The 24,580-nt window shown below is 67.1% G+C and carries 14 protein-coding genes; all 14 read right to left on the reverse strand.

The genetic code is table 11. The annotated features are described in order from the left end of the window. Positions 1 to 685: 685 nt before the first annotated feature. The 14 genes from KA419_16080 to KA419_16145 all read right to left on the reverse strand — a co-directional run bounded on the left by KA419_16080 (position 686) and on the right by KA419_16145 (position 24,565). Positions 686 to 6,094 (reverse strand): fibronectin type III domain-containing protein, encoded by a 5,409-nt coding sequence (locus tag KA419_16080; GenBank protein ID MBP7867452.1) that lies wholly within the window; start codon positions 6,092 to 6,094, stop codon positions 686 to 688. A 113-nt stretch (positions 6,095 to 6,207) separates the two neighbouring features. Beyond that, positions 6,208 to 8,754 (reverse strand): hypothetical protein, encoded by a 2,547-nt coding sequence (locus KA419_16085; GenBank protein MBP7867453.1) that lies wholly within the window; start codon positions 8,752 to 8,754, stop codon positions 6,208 to 6,210. Between the two features lie 301 nt (positions 8,755 to 9,055). Beyond that, positions 9,056 to 9,790 (reverse strand): hypothetical protein, encoded by a 735-nt coding sequence (locus KA419_16090; protein MBP7867454.1) that lies wholly within the window; start codon positions 9,788 to 9,790, stop codon positions 9,056 to 9,058. A 423-nt stretch (positions 9,791 to 10,213) separates the two neighbouring features. Continuing rightward, positions 10,214 to 10,885 carry a hypothetical protein gene (locus tag KA419_16095; GenBank protein ID MBP7867455.1) on the reverse strand — a complete coding sequence of 224 codons (672 nt, stop codon included), beginning with the start codon at positions 10,883 to 10,885 and terminating at the stop codon, positions 10,214 to 10,216. Between the two features lie 793 nt (positions 10,886 to 11,678). After that, entirely contained in the window at positions 11,679 to 13,574 is a 1,896-nt protein-coding gene (locus KA419_16100; GenBank protein MBP7867456.1) for a hypothetical protein, read from the reverse strand. Positions 13,575 to 13,863: 289 nt separating this feature from the next. Then, the gene (gene ftsZ / locus KA419_16105; GenBank protein MBP7867457.1) at positions 13,864 to 15,036 is read right to left on the reverse strand and encodes a cell division protein FtsZ; all 1,173 of its coding nucleotides are present in this window, start codon (positions 15,034 to 15,036) and stop codon (positions 13,864 to 13,866) included. A gap of 99 nt (positions 15,037 to 15,135) precedes the next feature. After that, positions 15,136 to 15,501, reverse strand: a complete 366-nt coding sequence (locus KA419_16110) for a four helix bundle protein (GenBank protein ID MBP7867458.1) — start codon at positions 15,499 to 15,501, stop codon at positions 15,136 to 15,138. Positions 15,502 to 15,550: 49 nt separating this feature from the next. Then, on the reverse strand, positions 15,551 to 16,816 hold the full coding sequence (ftsA, locus tag KA419_16115; protein ID MBP7867459.1) for a cell division protein FtsA: 1,266 nt from the start codon (positions 16,814 to 16,816) through the stop codon (positions 15,551 to 15,553). 8 nt (positions 16,817 to 16,824) lie between these two features. Beyond that, positions 16,825 to 17,682, reverse strand: coding sequence for an FtsQ-type POTRA domain-containing protein (locus tag KA419_16120; GenBank protein MBP7867460.1), 858 nt, complete (start codon positions 17,680 to 17,682; stop codon positions 16,825 to 16,827). Then, entirely contained in the window at positions 17,679 to 19,058 is a 1,380-nt protein-coding gene (locus KA419_16125; GenBank protein MBP7867461.1) for a UDP-N-acetylmuramate--L-alanine ligase, read from the reverse strand. Before KA419_16125 ends, KA419_16120 begins: the two co-directional genes overlap by 4 nt. A 53-nt stretch (positions 19,059 to 19,111) precedes the next feature. Further along, positions 19,112 to 20,215: a putative lipid II flippase FtsW gene (gene ftsW, locus KA419_16130; protein ID MBP7867462.1), complete on the reverse strand. Its 1,104-nt coding sequence runs from the start codon at positions 20,213 to 20,215 to the stop codon at positions 19,112 to 19,114. After that, complete coding sequence (murD, locus tag KA419_16135) at positions 20,212 to 21,621, reverse strand: UDP-N-acetylmuramoyl-L-alanine--D-glutamate ligase (protein ID MBP7867463.1); 1,410 nt, start codon at positions 21,619 to 21,621, stop codon at positions 20,212 to 20,214. Before murD ends, ftsW begins: the two co-directional genes overlap by 4 nt. Next, positions 21,621 to 23,054 carry a UDP-N-acetylmuramoyl-tripeptide--D-alanyl-D-alanine ligase gene (locus tag KA419_16140; protein ID MBP7867464.1) on the reverse strand — a complete coding sequence of 478 codons (1,434 nt, stop codon included), beginning with the start codon at positions 23,052 to 23,054 and terminating at the stop codon, positions 21,621 to 21,623. The genes murD and KA419_16140 overlap by 1 nt, the downstream gene beginning before the upstream one ends. Beyond that, positions 23,051 to 24,565, reverse strand: coding sequence for a UDP-N-acetylmuramoyl-L-alanyl-D-glutamate--2,6-diaminopimelate ligase (locus KA419_16145; protein ID MBP7867465.1), 1,515 nt, complete (start codon positions 24,563 to 24,565; stop codon positions 23,051 to 23,053). Before KA419_16145 ends, KA419_16140 begins: the two co-directional genes overlap by 4 nt. Positions 24,566 to 24,580 lie beyond the last annotated feature (15 nt).

A 24,580-nucleotide genomic window follows, 5' to 3' on the forward strand; every position in this document is an offset into this window, starting at 1 on the left:
TTTCTTTCTATAGAATAAAGCCTTCTTTAGAGGCCGGGCTATAGAGTTTATTACCGCCTCTCCGCGGATGGGGCTGGCCCAATCCCTGACCGTTGCTCTTGGCCTTCTCCCTCACCGGTGCGGAGACACGGGATGACGAAAGAGCGTCTTCTCCGTGCCTCCGTGCCTCCGTGTGAGCCCTTCCGGAAGGGCTCTCACCAGGGTACTGAGCACACGGAGAGCCCGGTGAGGGGATCGGCAACCCATGGGCGATGCTATATTTGCAAAAAAATCTCGTCTTCCTTGGCGAGCTTTGCGCCTTGGCGAGACCGATCCGGATTGGATCTCGCAAAGGCGCCAAGGTCGCCAAGGGGAACGGGAAGCCCGGGCCGCCGCATCGGATGATGAAGGAGCGTTTTCTCCGTGCCCCCGTGCCTCCGTGTGAGCCCTTCCGGAAGGGCTCTCGCCAAGGCACTGAGCACACGGAGAATCCGGGGAGGGGATCGGCAACCCTTGGGCGATGCTATATTTGCAAAAAAATCTCGTCTTCCTTGGCGAGCTTTGCGCCTTGGCGAGACCGATCCGGATTGGATCTCGCAAAGGCGCCAAGGTCGCCAAGGGGAACGGGAAGCCCGGGCCGCCGAGGGCACAAAAAAAGACCGCGGCCCGGGAGGGCCGCGGTACGGGTTACCGGCTTCGGTCCGGGTCAGTCGCTGGAACCGTCCAGCGCCACGTAGGAGATCAGCCGGCTCAGGTCGGCCGCCACGATGAAGAGATCGCCGATCAGCGACTTGTCCGAGGTCGCCGTGATCCACGCGATGTCGGTCACCGTCGTCGGGTAGACGTCGTTGACCACCTGGTCCAGTTTGCCGTGGGCGGGGATGACGGTGTCGACGCTTCCCTTCTCCGTGCCGTCGGAACCGTACGCCTTGAGCGTCACGGTCGCGGCCGAGGGGTTGGGGTTGCAGATGCGCAGACGGCTCTGCCACTCCGCCCCGTCCCGCACCAGGGGGAAGTCCAGCTTGGTGGACCCCAGGGACACCCCGATGATGCCCTCGAACATGTAGGGGACCCCCGTGGCGCCCGCGTCGGTGACGTACAACTCGAAGCCGAGGATTCGCTCCATGGCCCCGACCTTCAGGTAGGCCGCCCCCGCCGGAAGCTGGTTGTTGAAGAAGTACCGGATGTCGTACGTGGCCTGGGACAGCGGGGCCAGGTTCGACAGGTCCTTCTCACCGAGCTTGACGCCGTTCTTGTCGAACAGGTCGAGGTGGACGTTGGTCGGCGAGCTGCCGATGTTGGAGAAGGTGATGCCGGTGAAGTAGGTGGCGGTGTCGGGGATCTCGTTGTAGTAGACCTTGAAGGGGAAGTCCGTCTGGCCGGTGGCCAGGGTGGTCACCGGGACGGTGGCCGTGGAACTGGACTTGTCGCCGGTGGCGTTGACGGCCTTGAGCGAGTAGCGGTACGTGGTCTCCGGGAGCAACCCCGACACGGTGTAGTTGTTGACGGTGGTGGTGGCGATGAGGGACGGGATGGGGGTGTTGTTGCTGAGCACCTCGTAGTGGTGGAAATCCGGCTCGGTGTTGGGGTTCCAGGACAGGTACACCTGCGTGGCCGAGATCGCCGCCGCGGAGAAGCCCGTGGGGGTCGCCGGGATGCCCTCGGGGGTCGGTTCCCCTTCCCCCTCCCCTTCCTCAGGCGGGGTCTGGGTTTTGAAGAGGCGGACCGAGGGGGAGAAGGCCGGGAGGCCCGCCCACCCCTTGCTGACCATGGAGCCGAAGAGTTCGAAACCGATGAGCGGCTGGGTGGAGGCCAGCTTGACGAAGCGGATCTGGTTGGGGTCGCTCACGGCCGGGAAGACCTGGTTGACCAGGCGAACGTACTTGTTGCCCGGGGTGATCTCGATCTGAACGGTGCTGAGCAGGACCCCCGACTCCGAGTAAGCCATCAGCGTCACGGTGGCCGGGTAGGTGCCGGTGTTGATCAGGGTGAGGCCCGTCAGGAAGAGGTCCGACATGTACACGTACGGGAAGATCAGGTCGGACGCCCCCGTCTCGAACATGGGGATCGTCGTCACCGCCTGGTTGTCCTTCGTCCCGAAGGTGACGACCCCCTTGAGCTTGGACGCGCTGGCCACCTTGAGCCAGACGTCGTTCCCCGGCGCGAAGACCGAGGCGTTGAAGATGGCCGACACGTCGGCGTCGTAGACAGCCTTGGCCGCCAGCGAGGGGACGGTCACCTTCTGGAGTTCGGCCCCGTTGCTGTTGTAGGCGTACAGGTCGATGGGGTTGTCCAGGGTCCCGACGTTGGCCAGGGTGACCCGGCTGTACCAGTCGGTGAGGTTCACGATGTGGGCGCCGTAGAGCGATCTCTTCGAGGAGGCGGTCCGCACCGGGAGCGCGGTGGTCTGGGCGGACTCGTTGCCGGCAAAGTCGATGGCGCTGACCGTGTAGGAGTACAGGGAGTCCTCGAGGAGGCCGGAGTCGATGAAGTTCGTCACCAGGACCTTGGTCAGGTAGACCCCGTCCCGGTAGATCTTGTAGCCGTCCACCCCGCTGCCGCCGGCGTTGTCCGTGGACGCGGTCCACGACAGGCTGATGTGGGTGGTGTCCACCGGCACGCCCTGCAGGTTGCCGGGGACCGAGGGCGCGGTGGTGTCCGGCGACAGCGTGGTGACGCTGACGGTGGCCTTGGTGGACTCGTTCCCCGCCAGGTCGACGGCGCTGACGCCGTAGTTGTACTGGGTCCCTTCCTGGAGCCCGGTGTCGGAGTAGTTGGTCGTGCTCACCTTGGTGATGCAGACGCTGTTCCGGTAGACCTTGTAGCCGTCCAGCCCGGACCCGCCCACGTTGTCCGTGGACGCGCTCCAGCTCAGGTTGACCGTGGTGGTGTCGGGCGAGATCCCCTGGAGGTTGCCGGGCACGGTGGGCGCCTCGCTGTCCGGCGAGAGGGTCGTGGCCTGGAGCGGCGCCGAGTAGGCGGACTCGAGCATCGTGGGCCCCACGGCCTTGATGATGAACTCGTAGAGCTTGTTGGACTGCAGCCCCGTGGCCGTGCACGAGAGGGAGGTCGTGGTGGTGACCAGCTCGTAGCAGTAGTAGCTGCCGAAGAGGGACTTCCCGATGCAGACGGTGTAGGTCACCCCGGAGGACGGGGTCGAGGCGTCCCAGGCCAGCCCGACGGTGCTGCTGCCGATGGCGGTGACCCGGAAGTTCCCCGGCACGCTCGGCGTCAGGACGTCGGTGGGGGTGACCGGCAGGCGGTTGGAGGGGTCCGATTCCACGGCGCCGGACGACACGGCCTTGACGGTGTAGTAGTAGGTCAGCCCGGAGGTGAGCCCCATCATGGCGGTGCTGGTCGTCGATCCCGAGACCGTGGCCACCAGGGTGCCGCTGCCGTCCGGGGAGTCCAGGGAGGCGTGGCTGTAGACGCGGTAGTTGGCGATGGTGACGCCGTTGGGGACGGAGGCGGTCCAGTTCAGGGTCAGGCTGGTGGGCTGAACGTCCGAGGAGTTCAGGTTCGTGGGGGGGTTGGGCTTCGTCGGCCCGGACGGCAGGGTGGTCACCGGGACGGACGCGCACTTCGCCGACTCGTTGCCGGCGTAGTCGATGGCGCTGACCTGGTAGTTGTACAGGGTGTTCGGCGAGAGCCCCGAGTTGACGTAGTTGGTGGCGGCGGTCTCCGCGAGGTAGCTCCCCGACCCGTTGCGGTAGACCCGGTAGGCGCGCAGGCCGGAGCCCGAATCCGTGGAGGGGTTCCAGGTCAGGGAGACGGTGGTGGTGGTCGGGGTCCCGTTCAGCCCCGTGGGGACCGTGGGCGGCGTGGAGTCGGTGGCGGTGTTCACCTCCACCTCGAGCCAGTCGGACACGTTCCCGCACTTGTCGATGGCCCGGATCCGGTACCAGATGGCGTTGCCCGGGTAGGACTGGGTGTCGGTGTAGCCGCTGCTGCTCGAACCCTGGAAAACCAGGAAATTGAAGAAACCGGACGGGTTGGTCTTCTTGTGAATCTCGTACTTGTCGATGCCGCTGCCCGAGTCGCTGGCCGGGTCCCAGGTCATCAACACCTGGTTTTCGTTGTTGATGTAGTAAGCCTGGAAGTAGCCCGGCGTCGAGGGGGGCGTCGTGTCGTTCTGCGGCGACGCCGTGAGGGCGACGGCTTCGGGGTCGGGGACGGAGGACTCGTTGCCGGCCGTGTCGACGGCGGTCACGTAGAACTTGTAACTCTGGCAGGGTGACACCGGGTAGACGTAGCTCAGGGCGGTCCCCGTGTAGATGACCGAGTAGGAACTCTGCCCGGGCCCCTTGGCGTACAGCTTGTAGCTCGCCACGGCCTGGCAGGTGTCGGTGGCGGTGCTCCACCCGAGCTGGATGGAGGTGTACGTCGAGGCGATCACCGAGAGGGTGGCCGGCCGGGGCGGGGCGGCCCGGTCGATGGTCACCGTGGCTGAGAGCGCCGTCTTGTTGACGCTGGTGGAGGGGTCGACCCAGTGGGTGGCGGAGGCGTGCACCTTGAAGGCGATGCAGGGCTCGGTGGCGATGGTCGCGGCGTTCGTGAAGGTGGACTGGGCGGTGAAGGTCTGGTTGGTCAGGTCGGCCAGGGTCGACGGGTCGATGAGGGTGTAGGGGGCTTCCGCCGGGGGCTCGCCCTGGTAGACCTTGAGGATCACGTTCGGCGCCCCGTTGTCGGTGATGGGGAAGGGGCTGCCGTACTGGTCGAGGGTGGTCACCGTCAGGGTCGTGGCGTTGGGGGTGTTGGCGGGGGAGACCTGGACCTGGACGGAATCGAAGTACGGCGCGTCGAAGGTCTGGCTGACCGCGCTGGTGGTCACGGCGTTCCCGGCGTAGTCGGCCGCCTGGAGCTTGTAGCAGTAGGTCTGGCCGGGCGTGACGGAGGCGTCGTAGTAGTAGAACTGGTTGCTCTCCACCTTGAACTTGTCGCCGGCGGCGAACTCGGGGGTGTAGTCGCACCAGTGGGGGAACTGGTAGTGTTTCCAGAGCAGGTTGCCCGGCCCCGGGGTGAAGTCGGGCCCCTCGGTGGACCGGTACAGGGCATAGTACTTCACGCCCGACCGGTAGAGGGAGCCGCCGGCGGGGGCCGCGTCGTAGACCCGGGGCCACTTCAGGGTGATGGAGGTGGACTGCACCGCGTGCTTGGTCAGCCCGTCCGCGGCCAGGGAGGGGGCCAGCGTGTCCACGTCGCTCCCGCTGCGGTTGGCGGCGCCCAGCATGGTGAAGGTCCCCTGGTAGTTGGCGTAATAGAGGTCCAGGAACCCGTCCCCGGTGAAGTCCTCGGTGTAGGTCGAGAAGTAGGTCCCGGTGATGACGCCGTTGAGGACCGTGCCCGAACTGAAGGAGGGGGCCGAGGGCGATCCCGTGTTGGTGTAGCAGCGAAGGGCGTCCGCCAGATTGTCGCCAGAGAGCAGGTCGAACTTCCCGTCTCCCGTCCAGTCTGTCCAGGAATGGCGCCCGGAAGCGCCCCCGCAGGACGTCAACGGCCGGGCGTAATAGCCCAGGGCCGTGAAGGTGACTTCACCCCCGTTGCTCTTCCCGTCGACCCACCCGTCCGTCTCCCGGTCCTGGTTCATGTAGTACCAGAGCTGGCTGTCGGCGTCGTTGACTACGAAGTCAAGGTCGCCGTCGCCGTCGAGGTCGATGAAGGAGACCATGTTGATGTAAGGGTCACGCCAGATCCCGAGGAAGGTACTCGAAGAGGTCCCCTGGTAGACGACATTGGTCCAGGTCGGGGACGCCGCCGTGCCGGTGTTGGTGATCCAGCCCACGGCGCCGCGCTCGGTGCCGTAGAAGATGTCCATCTTCCCGTTGAAGTGGATGTCGGCGAAGGTCCCCGAGATCCGGTCCAGGGTCGGGGAGATGGTGATCGCCCGATCGACGGTGGTGTAGGACGGGGCGGAGGCGGTCCCCTTGTTGAAGAAGACTTCCAGCTTCTCGTAGTTCCCGTGGATCAGGTCCAGGAGATCGTCCCCGTTGACGTCGGCGAAGAAGATCTTCGACATGGAATTGATCGGCGTCACCTGGCCGAACAACCCGGCAAACGACAACAGAACGAAAACCGCCCCGGTCAGGAAGCGAAACGTCTGTCCCCTGGTTTTCATGGTCTACCTCCATTGCGAAACGCCATAAACTATATTGTAACAAAATCCATCCGGATTCGGAAGGGAAAAAACCTCACCGCCCCCGGGGGCGGAAACGGTGCAAGCGCGGTCGCTCAGTCCGTGTAACCGGTCGAGAAAACATACGTCCCCCGGTTGCTTTGGACCAGGTCCTCCCCGGCCAGGACGGCCCGGTCGCTCTTCCAGACGATCCAGGACCACTCCGCGGGCAGCGCGCCGGCGAAGGCCGCCTGGGGCGTCGTCCGGACCAACGACACCGCGGGCACGGTCAGGGGCGGGGCCGTGGCCACCTTCGTGCCGGCCGCGTCGAAAGCCTCGAGGGTCACCACGGCGGGGTCGTCGCCCCGGGCGTTGTTGAAGACGAGCCACGCACCGTCCACGGCGCCGAAGGCCCCGGCCTGCCGGAACTCGCCCGCACCGGCGAACGGGTAGCCCGAGAGGAGGTTCTGGGTGAAATTGCCGTACAGCACGAAACCGGTCACCGGGTTGGTGGCCTCGATCGCGACGTAGGCGACGGGCCCGCCCATCAACTGCGGGAAGAGCTGGTCCAGCATGACGGCGTACTTGCGCCGGCCGAGGACGGTGACCTGCTTGTAGTACGGCGGGGGGATGGCGTAGATGCCGTCCGCCGTGAACGGCCAGATCTTCACCACCGACTGGGACGTGCCGGCGTTGACCAGGGTCATCCCGGTCCACCATCCCCCGGCGGGGTCCGGCACCCAGGGCGCGTAGAGTTCCTTCTCCCCCGCGTTCTGCAGCGGGATCCCCTCGCACATCCCGAGGTCCTGGGTGCCGAAGAGCTCGAAACCCGTCACGGGCCGGTCCGCCTCCACCTTGATCCACGACGCCCGCCCGAGGGCTTCGGCGGAGAAGAGCTGGGACAGCATCGAAATCAGGCGCTCCCCGGGGGGCAGGTTGACGGTGACCACGTCGGCGGGGTAGGAAGCCCCGTCGGCCGTGTAGGGCCGGAGGGTGAGGGTGGCGGCGTGACGGGTGTCGACGTTGACCACGGCGATGCCCGTCCACCAGAGGGTGTCCACGGCCAGGTGGTTGAAGTGGAGCGTGGTGGCGGGCGTGTCCTGGAGCCGGACGCCGGCCAGGTTCCGCTCCCCGTCCGCCGTGAAGAGAACGTGACCCTCGAGGGGCCCGGCGGAGCGGATGTTCATCCACCGGGCGCAGTCGGTGTCGAAGGTCGAAAAGAAGGACGCGATGGGACCGCTGACGAACTGGTGCGCCGACAGGCTGCCCAGCGTGGCGGGGTAGGTCTTGTGGAGGGCCCCGCTCCCGGAGGTCTCGTAGAAGTGGAAGTAGAGATCGGACGCCGCGGGGCCCGGGTTGAAGAGGAAGAGACGGGAGGTCCACTCGCAGGCGTTGGCGACGTGCGGCATGGTGGCCACGTTCCCGGTCCGCTGGACGATCACCTGGTAATTCCGGCGGTTGGTCTGCGCGGACGCCGGGACCAGGCGCAGCCACACCCACCCCGTCGTCCCGAGGAAACCGGACGTGAGCGTGAACGGGGCCTCCCCCTGGGCCGCCGAACCGATGACCTCGCCGCTCTCGCGGTGAAGGCTCGCGGTGACCGAAACACCCAGCTTCTCCGGGTGGATCTCCACGGAGAGGCTCTCCCCGGTCTCCACCGGGACCTTGAACCAGTCCTCGTTCAGGAGGCGGCCGAACAGGACGTCGTACGGAGCCTCGACGGCTTCCCCCTGGGCGTTGTTGGGCTCGTAGAGGTCGTCCTCCAGGGAGGCGGCCGGGGAGAGGCCGGCGATCAGGCGGGCCTGCGCGGTGTCGAGGTAGGGGTTGCCGCTCTGGACGGACACGGCCTCCCAGAGGAAGTCGGGGTGGTTGTCCACGGAACCGCCCGTCCAGGTCCCCGACACGATCTCCCCCCCGCTCATCGTCAGGTCGTAAGTGTAGGTGTAATCCTGGTAGACGACCCCGGCCGTGTCGGGCGAGACCCCGTCCAGGGCCAGGTAGATGGTGGTGGTGACGTGCCGGGTGGCGCCGTTGTCCACCCAGTCGGTCACGTAGCGGTAGCAGGGGTAGTTCCAGATCTGGACGTCCGGGTCGGTTTCGACCAGGATGGGCTTGTCCAGTTCCAGGATGTAGTGACGAAGCGTCTTGTGGAAAAGGTCCGGGCGGATGTCGCTCTTGTCCTCCCCCGCGCCCCCCGTATAGCGGGTCCCGAACATGACCGCGCCGTCGTTCTGGTGCGCCTCGCAGAGGATCGCCTTCTTGTCGCCGAGGCGGAAATAGATGCGCTGCATCTCGCCGTACCCGGCAGGCTCGGGCTCGATGGACGAGGCCGCGGCGAAACCGTTGCAGTGCCCGTACCAGTCGAGGGCCAGGGGGTCGTAGTGGTTCCGGTACTCCCAGTTGTAGAGGTTCCCCCTCGGGTCGGCGCCCAGGGCGCCGGAGAGCTTCTCGAACGGGGCGAAGCCCCCGGTCCAGTCCTCCCAGTAGCTGTCGCCCCCCGGTTCGCCGAAGCAGGCCTTTCCCGTCGCCAGGGTCCCGTCCCGGAAGGGGTACCAGTAGGTGCTCCACACCGGGGTGGTGGTGGCGGCCTCCTCGTGCCCGTCCCCCAGGACCCCCGTGCAGCTCATCAACAGGGCTAAAATCAACCCGGCCAAAACCCTCATCGGGGTCGGTATCGGTATCGGTATCGCAGTCGCTGTCGCAATCGCAGTCGCCGTCGCAGTCGCAGTCGCCCTCGCTCTCGCCCCCGCCGTGGCGGGCGCAGGCGAGGCGTTTTCGGGGGAGGGCGAGGGCGAGGGCGAGACCGATCGCGATTGCGATTGCGATTGCGATCGCGATTGCGATACCGATTGCGATACCGATTGCGATAGCGATACCGATACCGATTGCGATACCGATACCGATACCGATACCGATGAGATCGGCGGAGGGGGGAGGAGAGGGGAGAAAGAAATATTGCGCATCCTACTCACCCCGTTCCACGGAGACCAACTCGGCCCGGAAGCGGGGCGTCTCGCAGCGGGACCACCAGGGGGCCCCTTCCGCCTGGAGGAAACGCCAGGACCGGCCGGGGTCCCGGGAGTCGGTGAGGACCGTCTCCCGGAGTGGTCCGCCGCTCCTGAACAGGTCGTCCGGCTCGTTCACCGGGCCGGGCCGCCTCTCCTCCCGGATCTGGAATTCACGGGCGAAACACCAATCCCCCCCGCCGTCCCGCAGGGTCACGGTCCGTTCCCGGGCCGCCGTCGCCAGGGGGACGTCGCCCATCAGGTCCAGAGGGAGGGCGCCGCTGAAGAGCAGCCGGGCGTTGCCGACCGTGGAGATGGCCGGGTTCGCTTCCAGCCACCGGCCTTTCCGCCACTCCCAGCAGCGCAGCTCGGACAATTCGCGCTGCCCCGGCCGGTACCAGAACTCCGCGCGCGCCAGGGCCCGCCCATCCCGGTCCGCGAGCCGGATTTTCCACTCGACCCCGGACTCGCCCGACCGGGTCTCCATGACCGTGAAGACCCAGTACACCGGATCGGTCGTTGCGGGCGCCGCTTCCGGCACGGGGTATTCCGCCCGGACGACCCACCCCCTCACCGGGCCGGCGGCGACGACGGGAAGCCACCCGGCGGTGACCAGGACCGTCAGCATCAGGTACCGGCGAACTCCAGGTGCGGTCCGCGCAACCTTCTCCCTTCCGGGTATTCGATCTTTCACGATGTTCTTCCTCTCCGGTGGTTTCAAATCAAGGCCGGCTCTCCGCCCGGACCCGGTTGTCCCGTCCCCCGCGCGGTCCTCCCCTGCATTATAGATGCGCCAGGGGGCCCAAGTACTCAAAGACAAGCAGAGAGAGTCCGTAATCCTTGATTTCCATGCGTTGCAGGCTCATCCTTCCGGATGCGTCGCAAAAAGACCTTGTGCGGGGATGTCCCTCTTTTTTTTCTGTGTTTTCTTTGTTTTCTCTGCGTTCTTCGTGGTGTTATCGACTTTTTCCGGACGCATCACCTGAGATTACCCCCGCAGGCCGGGAAACGTTGGTCTAATCTTTGCTGGTCGGTCCGTGCCGCTGGAAAGGGATCCGGCCCCGCCCTGCCGTCGGTCGAGGGTCTTCCGGGTTCCCCCCCCCCGGCGGTTCGGCGGTCAGGGAGCCGGAGGGGGCGCCGGTGTCGGCGTGGGTGTGACGGTCATGGACTCGCTGGCGGGACGGGGGCCCATGCGACGCCTGACCGGGGTCGCCGTGGTCTTGGGCGGGGCCGCGGCGGACGTCTCCGCGGGGGCCGCCCCGCTTTCGGGGGTCTTGGCGCCGGTGGTCCGCGGGATGTTCTTCTTCCGGGTCGTGACGGAGGGGTCCGCCGGGGGAGTGTTGGCGGCGGGCGCCGGAATGGACACCCCGACGAAGGGGTTCGGGACCTCGTACTCCAGGTACCAGTCCCCCCGCTCGAAGTACCAGTTCTGCGAAGCGCTCATGCCGTTGAGGGCCTGCCCCATGGTGGCCCCGTCGTACTTGACGCGCACGACCGCGTGCTTGTCGTTCGCCGCGTCCATTTCCACGGCGATGTCGTTCACCTGTTGAACGGTGACGTTCTGGATCCGGGAGAAACGCCGGAACGTGTAATCCTGTTTGGACGACTCCGTCAGCATGTCGTAGGCGCTCTCCATGCGTCCGTCGAGCCGCAGTTGCCAGAAGGCCTCGGCGCGGGCGAGGACCTGGGCGGTCGGGTCGGGGCCCTTCGCGAAAGCGTCGGCGGCGAGGGCGAGGACGAGGGTGCACGCGGAGTACAGGACGCGTCGGTTCAAAGCGGTGATGTTCATGAAACCTCCAGCCGGTCGAAACCGGATTCTACCATGAAAGACGTCCTCCCTTCCAATTGGTTCCGGGATGTCTTCACAAAATTTCACGAGGACGATGAGATAACAAAGCAGACGGTCTCACCCTCTCGCAAAGACACCCAGCCGCCAAACCTTGCAAAGCCGGAACCGGGAAAAGGGGGAATCCCTTTGCGAACTTGGCGCCTTGGCGAGAGCCGATCCGGAATCTGATCTCGCCAAGGCGCCAAGCCCGCAAAGAAAACGGACAGCCTCTGATGCGGCCAAGGGCCGTGAAAGATCGCCTTCTCCGTATCGCCGCGCCTCCGGGATTGACCTTCCGGAATGTCTCGCACCAAAGCACGGAGGCACGTTCAGAATTCCCCCGCTCGGCGCACCCCCCAGGACATTCCCCCTCGTCACTCCGATGGTCTGCGCGCCGCACTGCCCATCGGTCCATTCAGATTGAACCCCTGACGGGGTTCGGGGTGCGGTCTGAGGAAGGGGTTCTACACAAATAGAACCCCTGACGGGGTTCGGGGTCGCGGTTTGACGTTCGGGATCTAATTGGATTGGGCGGTCTTCATCCCCGTCAGGGGATGAATCTGTGTAGAACCGGCGGGAATTTTAATATGTTTTCGCCCCGCGCGCCGCCGGCCAAGAGGTTGATCCGGGCCGAGATTGAATTACGGCGGCGCGCGGGGCGGGGGAAACGTGCCCCCCCAAGCAACGATTTTCCACGTCGTTCATGCAAAAAAAAAGGGCGACCGAAGTCGCCCTTTTTTATCGGTCGATCGAACTAGTTGCGGTTCTTGCCGTTGCGAAGCTGGCCTTCGCCGGGCTTAACCCACTGGGTCCCGGGGCCACCGTAGAAGTTCATTTCGAAATCCAGGTGACGCGCCAGATAGCCCTGGGCGGTGTCGCCGAGGACGATCCACACGAAGGCGTCCACGCCGGCCAGAGAACCGTTCTCGTAGCCGAGGTAGCCGAACGGGTAGTTCGGGTCGGTCGCCTGCATGTAAGCGATGGCGCTCATGTTGCGGGCACCGAAGTTCTTGTCGGCCTGGGAGCTGGACACGGGCTTCACGTTCGCCTTGAACGCGGCGTCGCCCATGTTCAGGATCCACTGCTGGTGGCCGCCGAGCGGGGTCGGGGCGCTCCAGTTCGGCTTCCAGATGAAGCCGGAGCCCTGGTCGGTCCAGAAATCGATCTCGCCGTCGTCGAGGGCCTGGTCGGCGTAGTTGGTGATGGCCGCGTAGCAGGCGATCCCGGTCATGTTGACGGGCGGGATGAAGGGGAAGTACAGCGGGATGTCATAGGACATCGGGGCAACCTGGCAGCCGCAGGCCTTGCCAACCTGCCAGTTGTTCAGCACGGTGCCGGAAGAGCAACCGGCGGTGTTGGAGAAGGTGATGTCCACGGTGAAGGGCACGCAGTCGGTCTCGAGCCGGTCGAGCAGGGGGCAGAAGTTGAAGGCGATCGGGGGCATCCGGATGGCGATGCAGACCGGGCCGGCCGGGTGGGTGGACGTGCCGTAGATGTTGGCCGGGAGGGTGATCTCCCAGGTGTCGGGCGACATGATGGTGAAGTCGGCCAGGGACAGCTCGGTACGGGTGTAGGTGGAGCCGGCCTGGTAGATCACCACCACGCGGTAGCTGTAGGTGGAGTCGTTGCAGTAGTCGATGCCGGGGTTCCAGTCGTAGACCGGGTCCAGCTCGTTGGGGTCCAGCGTGATGGTCAGGCGGCCGCCGGGGTAGAAGAGCCACCGGCCGGTGGGGCACTGATCCTCACGGATGGCGTACCAGTGGTGACCGCGGGCGGACTCGATGTCGTCCCAGCAGAAATCCAGCCACCAGGTCGCCTCGCCGTCGGAGCAGGGCGGGGTCTGGCCGGGGTTGGAGCAGTACATGGCGGTCGGGGCGTTCTGGGCGTAGGTCAGTTCCGACGTCGCCTTGCAGGGGTCGGACTTGCCGGGCCACCAGGCATAAATGCGGCAGGAGGCGGTCGGGGAGCCCTTCTGAGCAAGGTACGGGGAAGCCGGCTGGAAGTTCACCGGGTAGGGAGCGCCGATGTTGAAGTTGGTGCCGACGTGGCAATCCATACCAACCTTCCACATGTCTTCCGGCGGAGCGAACTCGTCGGGAGCCGGGGTGAAGTCCACGCACATCTGGGTGTTGCCCTGGAGCGGGTCTTCGGTGTTGTTGGTGTTGAACGCCGGGGCGCCGATGGTCACGCGGACGCGGTCCGTGTTGGTGATCGGCCAGGCGGTCTGGTCGTCCAGGAAGAGCAGGTCAACGTAGCTGTTGGCGCCGGTGCCGGTGTCGCCGGAGTAGAAGCCGACGATGCGGGCGGAGTCAACTTCGGTGAAGGTTTCCACCGGGGCCGCGCCGGTGTCACGTTCCCAGACCAGCGGAATGGGCACGAAACCGGAAGCAGCCTGGCCGCCGACGGTCATGAGGCGCTTGTTCAGGGTGAGCTGAACGCGCACGATCACGGCGAACGCGGTGTCGCCGTCCGGGGGCGTCTGAACGAACTCCGGGGCGGAGAAGATCAGCCGCATCTGGCCGACCAGTTCGCTCGTGCCGTCCGGGTTGACCTTCGGGGTCGTCGTCTGGACTTCGATGGTGGCGAAGGTCCAGGCGCCGATGAGGGCCACTAACGCGACGGTTAGCAGTAACTTGAAGTGTTTCATCATGCAACCTCCAAAAAAATGGTTTTTTAAAAAGCCTTCAATCCAAAGCCTCAAAAGATAGATCCGGGGGTTTTCGAAGAGTTGCAAAAAAAACTTTTCTCCGTCTCGAACCCTGATTTTGCAAGTCTTCTCCCTTCCTGCTCCATCTTTGTTCGCGAAGCATAAACGGTTTCACCGGCGTTGTCAACGATTATTTTCACGCAATTGCCCTTTCCTTCCGGGGTTTTCCCTCGCCTGGGAACCGCTTCCGGGGGACCGCGCAACGGGGGTGGGCCGGACCGCCCCGCCACGCTCAGTCCGTTTTCCGACGAAGGTAGGCGGGAATGTCGAGGTTCACCGCGTCCATCTCGGAGCGCGGGATGAAACTCATTTCGGAGAAGACCGCCTGGTCTTCCGCCCCCACCGCCATCCGGCCGTTGACCCGGCGTTCCTCCCGGATGAGGGACCTCTCGGTGACGCTGGTTTCCGTTCGCCGCGACACGGCCTCGGCCCGCTCCGCCGCCGTCTCCGTCGGCGCCACCATCGCGGCCCCGGGCTCGAAGCCCGTGGCGATGACGGTGATCTTGATCCGCTCCCCGAGGTTGTCGTCGTAGACCACCCCGAAGATGATGTTGGCATTGGGGTCCGCCGACTCGCTGATCACCCGGGACGCCTCGTCCAGCTCCTCCAGGGTCACGTTCTGACTCCCCGTGAGGTTGAAGATGATCCCCTTGGCGCCCTTGATGTTCGAATCCTCCAGGAGGGGGTTGGAAATGGCCATCCGGGCCGCGTCGGCCGCCCGGTTCTCGCCTTCGCCCAGGCCGATGCCCATCAGGGCGATGCCCATGCCCGACATGATGGCCCGCACGTCGGCGAAGTCAAGGTTGATCATGCCCGGGACCGTGATCAGGTCCGAAATCCCCTGGACGGCCTGGCGGAGGACGTCGTCGCAGAGGGAGAACGCCCGGAACAGCGGCGTCTTCCGGTCGAGGGCCATCATCAGCCGGTCGTTGGGGATGGTGATGATGGTGTCCACGCTGTCCTTGAGGTCCTTCAGGCCCATCTCGGACTGGGTCCGGCGCTTCTTCCCCTCGAAGGAGAACGGCTTGGTGACCACGGCGATGGAGAGGGCCCCCAGCTGGGACGCCAGGGACGCGATCACCGGCGCGGCCCCGGTGCCCGTCCCGCCGCCGAGCCCCGCCGTGATGAAGACCATGTCGGCCCCCTCCAGGGACTCCAGGATCCGCTCGGAATCCTCCAGGGCCGCGTCCCGCCCGATGTCGGGGTTCGCCCCCGCCCCGAGGCCCTTCGTCAGCTTGGACCCGATCTGGAGCTTCACGGGCGCCTGGCACTTGTCCAGGGCCTGGACGTCCGTGTTGCAGGCGATGAACTCCACCCCCTCGAGGCTGGCCTGGATCATCCGGTTTACGGCGTTGCAGCCGCCGCCGCCGACCCCGACCACCTTGATCTTGGCCCCCGGCTTCATCTCGTCCTCGAACGTGAAGAGCCGGCTCGCGTGACTGGTCATTTCTTCCATGGGCATCCTCCTGGCATATCGTAAGTTGTATTCATTCGTCAAAGGAATTCAGAATTCAGAATTCAGAATGGTTTGTGAATAGGATTCGAGCAGTTTGCTGGTCTCCTCCAGCAAGAGCTTTCCTGCCGAAATGTCACCATACTGCAAATCCCGTGCAAGAATCAGGTAGTACCTGGATTCCTCGAGAGACCCCTGCGCGATGTTAAAGAACCGGACCTTGTCGGATTTACCGCGTTTTTTAAATCCCTCTGCAACATTTGCGGCGATCGACACGGCGGCTCGACGCATCTGAGAGGACAGGCCGTACAGTTCGGATCTCGGAAACGCCTGGGACAAGCGGTATATTTCCAGCACGAACTGGTGAGCTTTCTGCCAGACCACCAAATCCTCGAATGTCGCCGCCCCCGCCCTCATCTCACTTTCCCTCCATTCATTCTGAATTCTGAATTCTGAATTCTGAATTCTAAATACTCAAGAATTCCTGAAACCAGCTCCGGAAGCGGCCGGAGGTCTTGTTGAGGATCCCCTCGCCCCCGGCCAGGCGCTCCGCGTAGGGAAGGTCGCGCTGGGCCTGGGCGATGCGGGCCCGCAGGACCAGGCCCACCAGGCCCGCGTAAGCCGGGGTGGAGAGGCTCTCCGGCCACCCCTCGGGGACCGCCGGGTGCCCCAGCCGGCAGGGAATGTCGAGGAAGCCCTCGGCGAAGGTCACGAACTGGTTCAGCATGGCCCCGCCGCCGCAGAAGACCGCGGACGACATCTGCGCGCTCTCGTAGCCGGCCAGCCGCAGCTCGCCGCGGATGTACTCGAGGATCTCCTGGCTCCGGGGCTGGAGGATCTCCGCGAGCACCTGCCGGGCCACGCGACGGGACTTCCCCGACCCCGCCCCGACGATCTCGAGGGTCTCGTCGGGCTCGACGGTCCGGGACTCGATCACCCCCGACTCGCACTTCACGTGCTCGGCTTCCTTGAGGGTCGTCCGCAGCCCCGTGACGATGTCCCGCGTGAAGTGCTCCCCGCCCACGGGGATGGAAAAACTGTGCTGGATCTTGCCCTTCTGGAAAACCACCCCCGACGTGGCGCAGGCGCCGACTTCCACGAGGAGGCACCCGAACTCCTTCTCCTCGGGCTTGAGCGCCGAGTCGGCCCCGGCCAGGGGTTGGACCACCAGGCGCGAAACGTGGATCCCGGCGTGGTTGACGGCCTTGGTGAAGTGGACGGTCTGCGTCCGGGGGAGGGTGATGATGTGCAACCCGACCTCGAGCCGGGTCCCGACCATGCCGATGGGGTTGTCCACCTCCAGTTCGTCGTCCACGATGCAGTGCCGGATCACGTCGTGCACGGGCTGCTGGCTCCCGGCGAGGGAGATGTTCCGGGCGGCGTCCACGCACTTGGTCACGTGGGCGTTGGTGATGGGGAGCGGTGCGCCCCCCAGGGAGACGGAACCGCGGCTGTTGAAACTTTTCAGCCCCCGGCCGTTGATCCCCACCAGGCTCCTCCCCATGCGCGCCCCCGAGTCCTTCTCCGCTTTCTCCACCGCGGTCCGGATGGCCAGGGACGCCTCCTCGAGGTCGACCACGTTCCCGTTCCGGACCCCCATGGACGGCGCCACCCCGAGCCCCAGCAACTCCAGCTGGTGGCCGCCCCGGAGGCGGCACAGGCAGGCGGCGGTCTTCGTGGAACCGAGGTCCAGGACCGAAACGAACACATCCTTTTTCTTTCTGAACGTCATGTCGACCCTCATCTCCCTCCGGCAGTCTTGAGCACCATCATCCCGTCGCTGCGCATGTCCACCTCCGCGACCGGGGCGTTCTCGGAGCGGATCCGCGGGAGCATCTGGAAGAAGCGCCGGACGCGGCGCGCGTGGTTCCCGTCGCCCAGGTGCACCCTCGGAATGCCCTCCATGGGCACGAGGACGATGTCCTCCCGGTCGGACACGTCAATCTCGGAGATCCGCCGCGCCAGGGTGACGTCCTCGGCCTCGACCGCGTCCAGGAACCGGAGGAAGAGCGCGATGCGCTCGCGGTTCTCCTCGGGCATGACCCCGTCCTTCGCCGGCAGCAGGCCGGTCAGGAGCGGCTGGTCCTTCCAGCCGGCCTCGGGACGGAACTCCTCCAGCAGGACCCCTTCCCGGTCGAAGAGCCACAGCTTGCCGAGGCAGGCGACCCCGACCGGCTTCCGCTCCGTCACGTCCACCACCAGGGCGTCCGGGTAGGCCTTGCGGACCTGGGCGGTCCGGACCCAGCTGATCTTCTCCAGCCTCCGGCGAACCTTGTCGAGGTCGAGGGCGTTGAGGTTGGCGGGGAACTCCTTCCGGACGATCTCCCGGACCCGGTCGGGGCCCAGGTGAACGGCCCCCCGCACCTCGATGGTCCGGACGTCGAAAAAGGCCAGGTTCTCGCCGGAGCGCAGGAGAAAGTAGATCCCCACGACGGAGAGGAAGACGAGGAGGGTCTTCAGGATCAACCCCGCCACCACGCTCCCGCCGCCGGCCGCCTCCCCGGGGTCGGCGTCGGACACCGGCTTCCGGAGAAACATCGAGTCGTCGGCCAGGGGGTAATCTTTTCGGATCCGTCCCATTTCGATGGCCTGGCTCATTTTTCCACCCCCGCGGACAGCTGTGACAGGATCTCCCCGCACACCTGGTGTATGTTCCCCGCCCCGAACGTGATCACGAGGTCGCCCGGTGCGGCTTCCCGGGCGATCCGGCGGGCGAGCGCCCCGAACGAGGGGCAGAAGCCGGCCTTCCCGTCCCGGCACCGGGTCCCCACCGCCAGGGCCTCGCCGGTGACGCCGGGGATGGGGTCCTCCCCGGCGGGGTAGATCTCGGTGCACCAGACGGCGTCCGCGTCCCCGAAAGCGGCGCAGAAATCGTCCCACAGGGCGTGGACGCGCGAGTAGCGGTGCGGCTGGAAAACCGCGATCACCCGTCCCCTGGCGATCCCCCGGGCGGCTTCCAGGGTGGCCCGGATCTCGGTGGGGTGGTGGCCGTAGTCGTCCACGACCCGGACCCCCCGGGCCACGCCCCGCGTCTGGAAACGGCGGTCGGCCCCCCGGAACAGGGCCAGGGCCTCGCCGATGGTGCGCATGGGGATCTCCAGTTCCAGGCCGACGGCGACCACGGCCAGGGCGTTCTGGGCGTTGTGCCGGCCGGGGATGGCCAGGGAGACCTCGCCCAGGGCCTCCTTCCCCCGGTAGACCCTGAAGCGGCTCCCCTCTTCGCCGGCCCGGTAGTTCTCGCCCCGCACCCGGGCGTCGCCGGCGAACCCGAAGGTTACGTACCGGCGGTTGATCACGGGGACCATGGCCCGCACCAGGCCGTTGTCGATGCCGAGCACGGCGCCGCCGTAGAAGGGCACCCGGTTCACGTAGTCCACGAACGCCCGGCAGAGGTTCCCCATGTTGCCGTAGTGCCCCAGGTGCTCGGCGTCGATGTTGGTCACCACCGCGACGGTGGGGAAGAGCTTGAGGAAGGACCCGTCGCTCTCGTCCGCCTCCGCCACCATGCAGGGCCCCAGGCCCAGCCGGGCGTTCGCGTCGAAGTGGCTCAGCCGGCCCCCGATGACCACGGTGGGGTCCATCCCGGCGTGGTGGAGGAGGAGGGCCGCCATGGCGGTGGTGGTGGTCTTCCCGTGGGCCCCGGCGACGCCGACGGCGTACTTCATCCGCATCAGCTCGCCCAGCATCTCGGCCCGGGGGATGACCGGCACGCGGTCGGCCCGCGCCTGGTGAAGTTCGGGGTTGTCCGGGGGGACCGCCGACGACACCACCACCACGTCCGCCCCCGCGGCGTTCTCCGCCCGGTGCCCCTCGAACACGGTGCACCCCAGGGCGGCCAGGCGTTCCACGGCCGGGTTGACCCGCAGGTCGGACCCGGTGACCCTGAAGCCCATGCGGACGAGGATCTCCGCGATGCCGTTCATGCCGCTCCCGCCGATCCCCACGAAGTGGACCCGGCGGATCCCGCGGGCCAGGGCGAGGTCCGGGAAGGCGGCGGAGGCGCCGGACCGGGGTGATCGTGCGCGCTTCATGCGGGCTCCTCCCGGGAGATGTTGATCACCAGCCCCATGGCCACGAGGTTCATCAGCAGCACCGTCCCGCCCATGCTGATGAAGGGGAGCGGGATGCCCTTCGTGGGCCCGAGGGCGATGACCATGCTGGTGTTGATCAGGGCGTGGACGACCACCATCGACACCAGCCCCACGCCGAGCCAGCGGCTGAAATGGTCCGGGTTCTTCAGGGAGACGCGGGTCCCCTGGATGAAGATATAAAGGAAGAGGCCCGCCAGGACCGCGCACCCCAAAAAGCCCAGTTCCTCCGCCAGCACGGCGTAGATGAAGTCGTTGTGGGGCTCCGGCAGGAAGAACAGCTTCTGGCTGCTCTGGCCGAGCCCCAGCCCCCAGAACCCGCTGTGGGCGACGGCGATGAGCGACTGGTTGATCTGGTAGTTGCGCCCCAGGGAGTGCTCTTCGGCCGAAGGGTCCAGGTAGGTCTGGAGCCGCTTCTGCATGTAGGGCGACGCGGCGATCGCCGCCACGAGGACCACCCCGGCCAGCAGCCCCGCCCCGAGAATGTAGCGCCAGGGCAGGCCGGCGAAGAACCACATCAGGAGCGTGATCCCGCTGATCATCACCGTGTTGCCGAGGTCCGGCTCCCGGATGATCAGGAACAGCATGGGGCCCAGCACCAGGCCCATGCGCAGCAGGTGCTTCAGGGGCTTTTCCCGCAGGTCGCCGTACCGGGAGAGGTAACCGGCCAGGAAGATGACGGCGATGATCTTCGCCAGCTCCGAGGGCTGGAAGGACAAGCCCGCAAGGTGGATCCAGCGCTGGCTCCCCTTGATGGCGGGCCCCGCGAACACGGCGGCCAGCATGGCGAAGGTCACCGCCAGGAGCCCCCCGATGACCCAGGGGTTCCGAAGGATCCGCATGGGGACCTGGATCACGAAGAAGAGGAGGACGATCCCCAGGGCGGCGAAGACCAGCTGCTTGTGGAAAAGGTAGTGGGGGGACTTGAACTTCGCCTGGCTCACCTGGAGGGAGGCGTTGAACCCCATCACCAGGCCGAAGGCCAGGAGGAGCAGGGTCCCGTAGAGCAGCCCCTGGTGGATGTTCCAGTTTCTTTCCGTCATGGGGTTTTCCCGCCCGAACCGTCGTTTTCGCCCTCCAGGGCGCGGACCGTTTCCTTGAAAACCCGGCCGCGGTGCTCGAAGTTGTCGAACATGTCGTAGCTGGCGCACGCCGGGGAGAGCACAACGGCGTCCCCCGGTTCCGACAGCGCGAAAGCGCGCCGGGTGGCCTCCTCGAGGGTTTCACAGAAGGAGTGGGGGAGCCCGGGGCCCAGGGCCTCGGCAATGAGGGGCGCCGCCTTCCCGATCAGCAGGCAGTGGCGCACACCCTTGCGGATGGGCTCCAGGAGGGGCGTGTAGGGGCTTCCCTTGTCCTTGCCCCCCAGGATCAGGACCAGCGGCCGCCGGTACGACTTGAGCGCCAGGAGGGTGGAGTCCACGTTGGTGGCCTTCGAGTCGTTCACGAACAGCCGCCCGGCGATCTCCGCCACCGGCTCCAGCCGGTGCTCCAGCGCCCGGAAGGAACGGATGCCCTCCCGGACCCGGGCGTCGTCGAGCCCGAGCAGGCGGGCCATGACGGCGGCCGCCAGGGCGTTCTCGAGGTTGTGCGGCCCCGGCAGGGGGACCTCGTCCACGCCCATGAGGCAGACCGGGCGGCCGTCCGTGTTGAGCCAGATGTGGTGGTCGTAAACCCCGGCCCCCTTCAGCAGGTCCTTCGGGACGGCCGGCCGGGCGTCGAACCAGTACACGGGGCCCTCGAGGCGCACCACCCCCTCCGCGAGACGCCCGTCCCGCGCGTTGAGGACCGCGGCGTCCCCCTCGGCCATATTGCGGAAGAGGTTCCACTTGGCCTCCTCGTACTCCGCCATGGACGGGTACCGGTCCAGGTGGTCCGGGGTGATGTTGAGGATGGCGCCGATCCGCGGCCGGAAGGTGTCCACCGACTCCAGCTGGAAACTCGACAACTCGGTGACGTAAACGGCCTCGGGGGCGTCCTCCGGGATGAACTCGCTCAGCGGGGTCCCGATGTTGCCCGCCGCCACGGCCCGTCGACCCGCGTTCGCCAGGACGTGCGCGGTGAGGGCCGTGGTGGTGCTCTTCCCGTTGGAGCCCGTGATGCCCACCAACACACCCTTCAGGCGTCGGAAGGCGAACTCCACCTCGCTCCAGACGGGGATGCCCCGGCGGGAGGCTTCCGCGAGGAACGGCACGGTCAGCGGGATTCCCGGGCTCAGGATCACGGCGCGGGCCCCGTCCAGCAGGCCGGACGGGTGTTCCCCGAGGGTGAGGGTCAACCGGCCCGCGCCGCCGTCCGCCGCCTCCAGGGCCGCGGCCTCCGTCTCGAGCTGCGGGCGCGGCTTGATGTCCGTCGCCCGGACCGCCGCCCCCTCGTCCAGCAGGCGGCGCGCGGCCGCCAGACCGCTCCGGGCCAGCCCCATCACCACGTAGGTTTCCACGGGTTCTGCCATCACTGTCCACCCTCTGCCGTCGATTGTTCCGCCTCCGTCCGGTCCGGCCCCAGGCTCCCTTCGAGTGCCCGGACGATGCGCTCCAGGCCCACCCCCCGGGACCCCTTGACCACCACCAGCATCCCGGGCCGGACGGCCTCGATCACCGCCGGGGTCGCCGCGGCGGCATCCGGGTGAAATTCGGCGGGGATGCCGAGGCGCTCCGCCTCGGCCGCCATCTCCCGGGCGTCTCCCGCCACCCCCACCAGCCGGACGTTCCCCAGTTCCGCGACCCGTCGCCCGATCTCCGCGTGGAAGTCGGCGGAACCGGGCCCCAGCTCGCGCATCTCGCCGGCGACCAGCAGCGTCTCCGGGCGCCCTTCCCAGGCGCCCAGCGTGGTCAGGACCGACCGCATGGCCTCGGGGTTCGAGTTGTAGGAATCGTCCAGGACCCGGACCCCGCCGGCCAGGCGCAGGGCGGCCCCGCGCATCCCCACGGGTGCCAGCGCCTCCGCCGCCTCCAGGATGGACGCGTCGTCGAGCCCCGCGGCCAGGCAGACGGCCACGGCCGCCGCCAGGTTCATGAACGCGTGCACCCCGGTCATCCCCAGGCGGAGCCGGTGGATGCGGCCACCCCAGGAGAGCGACCCCGCCATCCGGTCCACGTCTTCCACCCGCCAGCCGAGCAGCCGCACGTCCGCCATCGGGTCGGTCCCGAAGAACAGCTTGGCCGCGGACGAGCGTCGGGCCATGGCCATCACGAGGGGGTCGTCCGTGTTGCAGACAAAGGTCCCGGTGGGTTTCATCCCCTGCACGATCTCCTCTTTCGCCCGGGCCAGGGCGTTCCGGTCGGGGAAGAACTGCAGGTGGACGCTCCCCACGTTGGTGACCAGGGCGATGTCGGGGGCCGCGACGCCGCACAGGGCCGCGATCTCGCCCGGGGAACTCATCCCCATCTCCAGGATCGCCATCTCGTCGGCGTCGTCCAGGTGGAAGAGGGCCAGGGGGACCCCCAGCGTGTTGTTGAGGTTCCCGGGGGTGCGGAAGACCTTGCGGCGCGTCCGCAGGAGGGCGGCGATGAACTCCTTCGTCGTGGTCTTCCCCGAACTGCCGGTGACCCCGACGACCCGCCCCGGCCAGTTTTCGATCCGCCAGCGGGCGAAGCGGAGGAGCGCCTCGCGGGGATCGTCCACGTGGATGAGGGGGAGTTCCGGGATGTCCTCGCACTGCCGGTCCGCCGACACGACGGCCCCGGCCGCGCCGGCCTCCCAGGCGGCGTTCAGAAAGCGGTGTCCGTCGGTGTTCTCCCCCTGGACGGCGAAGAACACTTCGTAGGCCTCCATTTTCCGGGTGTCGATGGCCAGACCGGCCACGGGACGGTCCGCGTCCGCGCCCGTCAGGCGCCCGCAGAGGATTTCCGCCAACTGGAAGAGGGTCAGGCGGGGAGACGTCATGACGGCACCCCCCACGCCCTTCGGACGGCCTCGGCCGCCACCTCCCCGTCGTGGAAGGGGATGGCCCGGCCCCCGATGATCTGTTCGCGCTCGTGACCCTTCCCCGCCAGGAGGATCGTGTCGCCGGGGCGGGCGTCGGCGACGGCCCGCTCGATGGCCCGCCGGCGGTCGGCTTCCCGCAGGTAGTCGGTGCGCACCTGCAGGATGCCGGGAACGATCTCGTCGATGATGGCTTCCGGGTCCTCCGACCGCGGGTTGTCGGACGTCACGATCACCACGTGGGCCGCCTCGGCCACCGCGCGGCCCATCCGCGGGCGCTTGCCCCGGTCCTTGTCGCCGCCGCAGCCGAACACCGCGATCAGGCGGCCCGGGGTGATCTCGCGGAGGATGGCGCACGCGTTTCGCAGAGCGTCCTCCGAGTGAGCGTAATCCACGAAGACGCGGAAAGGGTAGCCCTTCACCACCTCGTCCAGCCGGCCCGGGACCGCGTCCATGCCGGCCAGGGCCTCGAGGGCCGCGGCGGGGTCGACCCCGAAGGCGACGGCCGCGGCGAAGCTCTGGAGCACGTTGTGGAGGTTGCCGCGCCCCGTCAGGCGCGTCCGGAGTTGTGCGCTCCGCCCGGCCCACGCCAGGGTCAGGCACATCCCCCCCGGGGTGAAGTCGTAGCTGCTCACCCGGAAATCCGCGGGGCCCGCAACGGAGGTCCCGATCCGCTCGCCCGTGAAGGCGGCGTGCAGGTCCCGGGCGAACGCGTCGTCCAGGTTGAAGACGCCCCGGGCCGGGACCGGCCCGTTGCGCCCGTCGAACCAGGCGCGCTTGGCGTCGGCGTAGGCTTCCATGGTGCCGTACCAGTCCAGGTGGTCCTGGGTCAGGTTGGTGAAGAGGGCGGTGTGGAAGCGCACCCCGTAGACCCGTGCCAGGGAGACGGCGTGGGAGGAGACTTCCATGATGAACGGTCCCCCGCCGGTCCCGGCGACGCGGGCGGCGAACGCCGCAATGTCCGGCGACTCGGGGGTCGTGCGGGCGGCCGGGGCCTCCTCGCCGCGGTAGCGGTAGCTGACGGTCCCCAGGACGCCGGGGGACATCCCGGCATGCCGGAAGATCCGCTCCAGCAGGTAGGTGATGGTGGTTTTACCGTTGGTCCCCGTCACGCCGAGGAAGGGGACCCGGGTATCGGGGCGGCCGGACAGCTCGAAGGCCGCGAGGGTCATGGCGCGGCGGACGTCGTCCACCCGGATCCAGGCGCGGGGTGACGGGGTGTCCCCGGGAGGCGCCGATTCCGACATCACGGCCGCGGCCCCGTTCTCCACGGCCCGGGCGACGAAACCGTTCCCGTCGAAACGGGCCCCCTTGACCGCCACGAAGAGGCAGCCCGGGGTCACCCGGCGGGAGTCGTGGGTGATGCCGCTCAGGAGAGCCCGGCCGTCCCCTTCCACCCGCGCGCCGGTGATCGCGCCGGCGAGGGTGTCCGCGCTCAAGCTTCGCATCGTCGTTTCCATCGGTCGGTCCATGCCTTCTCCGTTCGT

Source organism: Acidobacteriota bacterium, from assembly GCA_018001935.1.
Lineage (GTDB): Bacteria > Acidobacteriota > JAAYUB01 > JAAYUB01 > JAAYUB01 > JAGNHB01.

Bases quoted from the DNA above. Each gene is read 5' to 3' on its own strand.
- KA419_16080 (MBP7867452.1), bottom strand. From the start codon at position 6,094: ATGAAAACCAGGGGACAGACGTTTCGCTTCCTGACCGGGGCGGTTTTC.
- KA419_16085 (MBP7867453.1), bottom strand. From the start codon at position 8,754: ATGAGGGTTTTGGCCGGGTTGATTTTAGCCCTGTTGATGAGCTGCACG.
- KA419_16095 (MBP7867455.1), bottom strand. From the start codon at position 10,885: ATGAACATCACCGCTTTGAACCGACGCGTCCTGTACTCCGCGTGCACC.
- KA419_16100 (MBP7867456.1), bottom strand. From the start codon at position 13,574: ATGATGAAACACTTCAAGTTACTGCTAACCGTCGCGTTAGTGGCCCTC.
- ftsZ (MBP7867457.1), bottom strand. From the start codon at position 15,036: ATGAAGCCGGGGGCCAAGATCAAGGTGGTCGGGGTCGGCGGCGGCGGC.
- KA419_16110 (MBP7867458.1), bottom strand. From the start codon at position 15,501: ATGAGGGCGGGGGCGGCGACATTCGAGGATTTGGTGGTCTGGCAGAAA.
- ftsA (MBP7867459.1), bottom strand. From the start codon at position 16,816: ATGACGTTCAGAAAGAAAAAGGATGTGTTCGTTTCGGTCCTGGACCTC.
- KA419_16120 (MBP7867460.1), bottom strand. From the start codon at position 17,682: ATGAGCCAGGCCATCGAAATGGGACGGATCCGAAAAGATTACCCCCTG.
- ftsW (MBP7867462.1), bottom strand. From the start codon at position 20,215: ATGACGGAAAGAAACTGGAACATCCACCAGGGGCTGCTCTACGGGACC.
- murD (MBP7867463.1), bottom strand. From the start codon at position 21,621: ATGGCAGAACCCGTGGAAACCTACGTGGTGATGGGGCTGGCCCGGAGC.
- KA419_16140 (MBP7867464.1), bottom strand. From the start codon at position 23,054: ATGACGTCTCCCCGCCTGACCCTCTTCCAGTTGGCGGAAATCCTCTGC.
- KA419_16145 (MBP7867465.1), bottom strand. From the start codon at position 24,565: ATGGACCGACCGATGGAAACGACGATGCGAAGCTTGAGCGCGGACACC.